This is a genomic window from Arachidicoccus rhizosphaerae (assembly GCF_900107765.1).
Lineage (GTDB): Bacteria > Bacteroidota > Bacteroidia > Chitinophagales > Chitinophagaceae > Arachidicoccus > Arachidicoccus rhizosphaerae.
The window spans coordinates 1-5,396 of sequence record NZ_FNQY01000046.1; the positions used below are offsets into that span (position 1 = coordinate 1).

Here is a 5,396-nt window from a genome sequence, read left to right on the forward strand (position 1 = left end):
ACCGGAGCTGCTTTCGGGCAATACAAATCAGGCGGATTTTCAACTGCAAATGTCAATTATAGTGTATCTGGTTTAAGCTATGACCAGAATGGCAACATCATGACAATGAATCAATATGGCCTTAAGTCTGGAAGTAGTTCCAGCCTGATCGATCAGTTGGCTTATCATTATAATACCAATAGCAACCGACTTAAAAATGTAGTGGACACCGCCAATGATGCGACAACCACCCTGGGTGATTTTCATTATACAGGCACTAAAGCAGCTTCGGCAGTAGATTATACGTATGACAGTAATGGAAATATGACCAGCGATGCCAATAAAAATATTTCCGGGATTGCCTACAATTATTTAAATTTACCTGAGCGTATTACGGTAACGGGTAAGGGTACTGTCAGTTACATTTACGACGCATCTGGTAATAAGTTACAGAAGAAAACCGTAGATGGGGTGATAACCACTGTTACAACTTATCTGGGTGCTGCCGTTTATCAAAATGATACGCTTCAGTTCTTTGGCAATCAAGAAGGCAGGACGAGGCCTCTTGGAAGTAGTTTTATTAATGATTACTATCTGAAAGACCATCTTGGTAACACCAGAGTTGTTATAACGGATGATTATAACGTTTCCAGCCCGATACTGGAAACCAATAGCTACTACCCTTTTGGGTTACAGCAAAAAGGGATTGGTTATACGCAGGTGTTGGCATCGCTACATAATAAATACACCTACAACGGTAAAGAGCTTCAGGAAGACCTCGGATTAGATCAATATGATTATGGGACGAGGTTTTATGATGCTCAGATTGGCAGGTGGCATGTAGCTGATCCGCTAGCAGATGTTTCCAGAAGGATGTCGCCTTACAATTATGTTTATGATAATCCATTAGGATTTAAAGACCCGGATGGGATGCAGAGTGTAACCTTCCAAGGAGCGGATGCTGTTGAAGTTTTTAAACAATGGCAGCAAATGGGGAGATCTGAAGGACGGGACGATCAAACTGATGGAGATCAAGACGGGGATGATGATAAAAAGAAGAAAACTCCCAAAAAAATAGATCAAAAAACATACAGTACTGGCTGGGAATCTGCAGGTGGAAATAAACAAATAAATAAATATGACGGTAAAATAAGATTTGTTTCTGAGGCAATTCACCCGTCTTTAATTAATGTAGAAGATTTAATTTTCTTCCCCGTTAAAGGAGGGATATCATTAATAAGGGCTGGTTTTAAATTATTTGAGAAACGAGTTGCTATAATTGCTGCTGAGGATGTAGTTAAGGAGGGACTTGGGAATGCAAGAGCATTAGGTATCGCTGGAGAAGAAGCCGTAGGGGTTGGCGTCCAAGTAAGGATACCATCATTAACGGGTACTGCGAAATATAGGATACCCGACCAGTTGACATCTACAACGCTTGGAGAAGTGAAAAATGTTAGTCATCTAAGTCTTACAAGTCAGTTGAGGGATTTTTATATGTTCTCGCAACAAACGGGGCGTCAGTTCATCCTATATACAAGGCCAAATACAACTTTTTCAGGGCCGTTGCAAAACTTGATAAATAATGGAAGTATTATTATTAAACCAATCCCGTTCAAATAGCTATGGAAGTCGAAATGAATAAAGTAAAATCAGAATTAGCAAAGGCTGGTATTAGTGTAAATGATATTTATGATTTAGTAAATACGGATAAGCCATATCCAACCGCAGTGCCTGTTTTACTTAATTTATTGCAAGAAGGAATAGGACACATTAGTATCAAAGAAGGCATTGTAAGAGCATTAGCGGTAAAGGAAGCCATCGGAAAAGCAAGTCCTGTTTTAATAGCAGAATACAACCGAACGCCTAAAGATAAAACGCTTTTGCGTTGGGCAATCGGAAACACAATCTACACAACGATTACAGAAGATGACGTTGAAAATATATTACCAATAGTTCTGGATAAAACAAACGGAACGTCAAGACAAATGTTTGTAGCAGCTTTGGGGAAGGTTAAATCAGAGAAAGCAGAAGATGTTTTAGTCAATTTGCTTGATGATGAGGAAGTAACCCTCCACGCTTTAGAAGCGTTGGGCAGAATGAAATCAAGAAAGGCAAGGGAGAAAGTAACAATGTTGACCAGTCACTCAAAAGCTTTAATAAGAAAGGAAGCATTAAAGACATTGAAGAAGCTATCATAACCACCATGGAAGTGTATAATAAAGTGTGTCAGGTGTGTGGCCCTTCCGGGGGGAGTTTTGGGGTTTCTGACCGCCCGCGGGCGACCAACAACAAAAATACCCCCGGAAGGGCCTAAAGCATTTTTATCTAGTTAAACAGCACTTCCATTTTTTAGTTTTTCAACTTTATCTCGTTCGAGTTGTAGCAGACCTTCGTAGAGTTCAATGACTTTGTCGATAGGGATAATGGAAATATGGCATCAGATGCCAATAAAAATATTTCCGGGATTGTCTACAATTATTTAAATTTACCTGAGCGTATTACGGTAACGGGTAACCCAAGACTGGAGAATATGTTCCCGATTTTGGTGATACAAAATTCAATGAAAAAGGCCAGCTTCTCCATTTTAATGGAAAGGAATGGTCTCTTGATGACCCCTTGTTTCCTCAAGAGCCATTAGAACCAGTGAGGTATTATCAAACTGATTCACGACCGCGACATGTTTCAGAGGCAATTTATCCATCTACAATTAATGTAGAAGATCTGATTGCCCTTCCCATTGAATTAGGGATATCATTAACAAGGGCTGGCCTTAAATTATTAGGAAAAAGAGCTTCGATAATTGCTGCTGAGGATGCTGCTAAAACGGGAAGTACTGTCGCTAATCGTTTAGGACAGCAAATGCACAAAGCATACAAAGCGGGAGATGTATTGGATGGGGTGCGGATTAAAGAGTTTATGCTACCTAGTAGAAAACGAATTGATTTTATTGATTTAGAGAAAAAAATCATTTATGAACTCAAGCCAAATAATCCAAGGGCCATAAAACAAGGGTATAAACAATTGGAAATGTACAAGCAAGAAGTTGAAAGTATTTATGGAAAAGGTTTCAAAACAATTTTAGATACATACTAATATGATTTATTTAAAAACGTTCAAAAAAACTGTTGGTGATTTTCTTTTTGGAAAAGGATTTACAAAAAAAGGGAACTTTTACTATCTTTCTTTTGAGAATTTGATAATTGTGATTGGATTTCAAAAATCTAATTTTTCCAATGGGTATTATATTAACATTGGTTATGTTATTACTGAATTAAATCCAAATCTTTTAACACCTAAAGATGTTGATGGAGATGTAAGGGCGAGATTTAGCATAGTATTGAATGAGAAAAAAGTAGATTTATTTGACCTTGATAATTTAAATGAAGATGAATTAATTAACGCCATAGATGATAACATTAGATGTTATGTTGATGGGATTACCTCAGTAGAAAAATTAAAGTTGCTTTTAAAAGAAAATCCAGTAATGTTATATCAAACTAAATTAGTTGCAAAGCAATTATTGAAAATTGAGTAACAGTTGCCGCTAAGGGGGTAAGTAGAATTGAGGCGGGGTCATTAAAAGAGTTTAAATCACTTGTTCAACAACTATCTAAACCAGGTTCACAACTGACAAAAACGGAATTACAACAATTCGAAAAATTAACTGAACAGTTTGGTGGGAAATTGAGATATGACTTAAATCCAGTCAAGGGAAAAATTTTATAACCACACATTCAGGTCGAAGGATTAGGTACAAGCGTTGGAAGTCGTCATATATGGTTAGGCGAAGGAGTTAAATAACATTAAATATGGAGCAATCAATAATAATCAATTTTTTGAAGTCCTTCTTCACTTTGTTTAAAGCAAAAATTGAAGAATATAAAATAGTAAATAAAAAAATATTTGGCACAGTTGGCTGGCTTAATGAAGAAGATAGACAAGATTTTGTTTTCAAAATAGATTTTGACACTTTAATTCTTAGTAGAGTAAAATCGCTTTGTGATTTTCTATATGAAATGAATTTAGTTAATGGTGATAAAATAATCGTTTCGGAAAATAATTTATTGGAAATGCTAAAAAAAGAAGGATGGAGTAGAATTGATGCGAAAGAAGCAGTAGATGGTTTATGTTCTTTAGAAGTCAAAATGGTAGATGAAGGAGAAGAAACAGATTCATTCTTCGTACATTTTTAAGAACTGTTCAGGGAGCCACTAAGGGGGTAATGAGCTTTGAAAGCAAGCTTGCTCAAAGGGGAATTTTAGATTTTACGGAACATGGTGCAGAACAAATGGCTACAAGAGGCTTTACTCAAGATGCAGTTTTGAAAATTATAAAAGAAGGGACTGTTAAAGAAGTTGCGTATAAAGGAAGTCCTCAAATTCATTATCTGCTTGGTCGGTATCGTATTGTCGTTGAAATATCGGGTAGGAATGCAGGAAAAATTATTTCTATAATGGGAGATTATAGTGCTAAGGGTGGAGATGGGGGCAGGGGAATATTCAATGGATTTTAATTTATCAAGGATGAAAAGTAATGAAATAAATAAGCAAATTGAAAGAATTTTGGATGAATGGGACCCCATTGGCGCTCTTCAAGATATCAAGCCTATTATTTATGAAGATGATAGCATTAGCGAATATAGTAATTATGTATTACCTATTATTCAAAATTTTATAGAGAATAAGTCGGTTTATGATTACTTAATAAAGGCTATCGTAAATAAATAATGGTTACATTATTATTTAGTTGCATATTTGTGGGATGGAATTTGACATGTTTTTACAGGAGATGTTGGGTATAACAGATGAGTTTGCGATCGTTCAGGTTGAGAAGATGACTTCGCCTGAGAAGATCACTCGAATTTATTTAAAATACCAGTTGACAGACTGTCTAGTTGACGGGAAACGGTATCCCATTTATGACTATGCACCAGAAAGAGAGTGGCAGCATTTAGCTTGGTTTGAGTACAAATGCTACCTAATAGCCAGGCTTCCGAGGTATAAGGATCATAATGGCAAGATCAAAACTTATAAGCCCAATTTTACCCCTCCTGGTAGAAGCTATACCTATCTATTTAGAAGCGAAGCGATTAGGTTGTTGCAAAAAATTAAAGTGCAAAATACAGTTGCAGAAATAATGAAAACCACCCCGTACATAATAAGAAGCATTATGGAAGATGCTGTTGAGCAAGGCATGCTAAATCGCGGGGAAGCTATATCCTTTAAGAATATTAGTATAGACGAGAAAGCGTTTACGAAAGGGCATAACTACGCAACAATTGTGCTTGACAGTGACAAGGAATACATTCTGGAGCTGCAGGAAGGCCGGAGTGAAAAGGACCTAAAAACATTGCTGTATCAGCTTTCTGGAAAAGAAGTGCTACCTGAACTAAATATTGTGAATATGGACATGTGGAA

Annotated in this window: 8 protein-coding genes; all 8 read left to right on the plus strand. The window is 36.7% G+C overall.

From position 1 onward, the window contains the following. Positions 1-1,599, plus strand: a 1,599-nt coding sequence (locus tag BLU80_RS19230; protein ID WP_244519033.1) for a putative toxin, incomplete at its 5' end; no start/stop codon positions are given. A gap of 2 nt (positions 1,600-1,601) precedes the next feature. Beyond that, entirely contained in the window at positions 1,602-2,177 is a 576-nt protein-coding gene (locus BLU80_RS19235; protein WP_211481924.1) for a HEAT repeat domain-containing protein, read from the plus strand. Positions 2,178-2,595: 418 nt separating this feature from the next. Next, complete coding sequence (locus BLU80_RS19815) at positions 2,596-3,072, plus strand: hypothetical protein (protein ID WP_211481925.1); 477 nt, start codon at positions 2,596-2,598, stop codon at positions 3,070-3,072. 1 nt (position 3,073) lies between these two features. Next, positions 3,074-3,514: a DUF4304 domain-containing protein gene (locus BLU80_RS19250; RefSeq protein WP_091401583.1), complete on the plus strand. Its 441-nt coding sequence runs from the start codon at positions 3,074-3,076 to the stop codon at positions 3,512-3,514. A gap of 274 nt (positions 3,515-3,788) precedes the next feature. After that, positions 3,789-4,172: a hypothetical protein gene (locus tag BLU80_RS19255; protein ID WP_091401585.1), complete on the plus strand. Its 384-nt coding sequence runs from the start codon at positions 3,789-3,791 to the stop codon at positions 4,170-4,172. 29 nt (positions 4,173-4,201) lie between these two features. Beyond that, complete coding sequence (locus BLU80_RS19260) at positions 4,202-4,492, plus strand: DUF4258 domain-containing protein (RefSeq protein WP_091401587.1); 291 nt, start codon at positions 4,202-4,204, stop codon at positions 4,490-4,492. A 10-nt stretch (positions 4,493-4,502) separates the two neighbouring features. Then, positions 4,503-4,706 carry a hypothetical protein gene (locus tag BLU80_RS19265; protein ID WP_091401589.1) on the plus strand — a complete coding sequence of 68 codons (204 nt, stop codon included), beginning with the start codon at positions 4,503-4,505 and terminating at the stop codon, positions 4,704-4,706. 34 nt (positions 4,707-4,740) lie between these two features. Beyond that, a partial coding sequence (locus BLU80_RS19270) for a transposase (protein ID WP_139188225.1) occupies positions 4,741-5,396 on the plus strand: 656 nt, incomplete at its 3' end.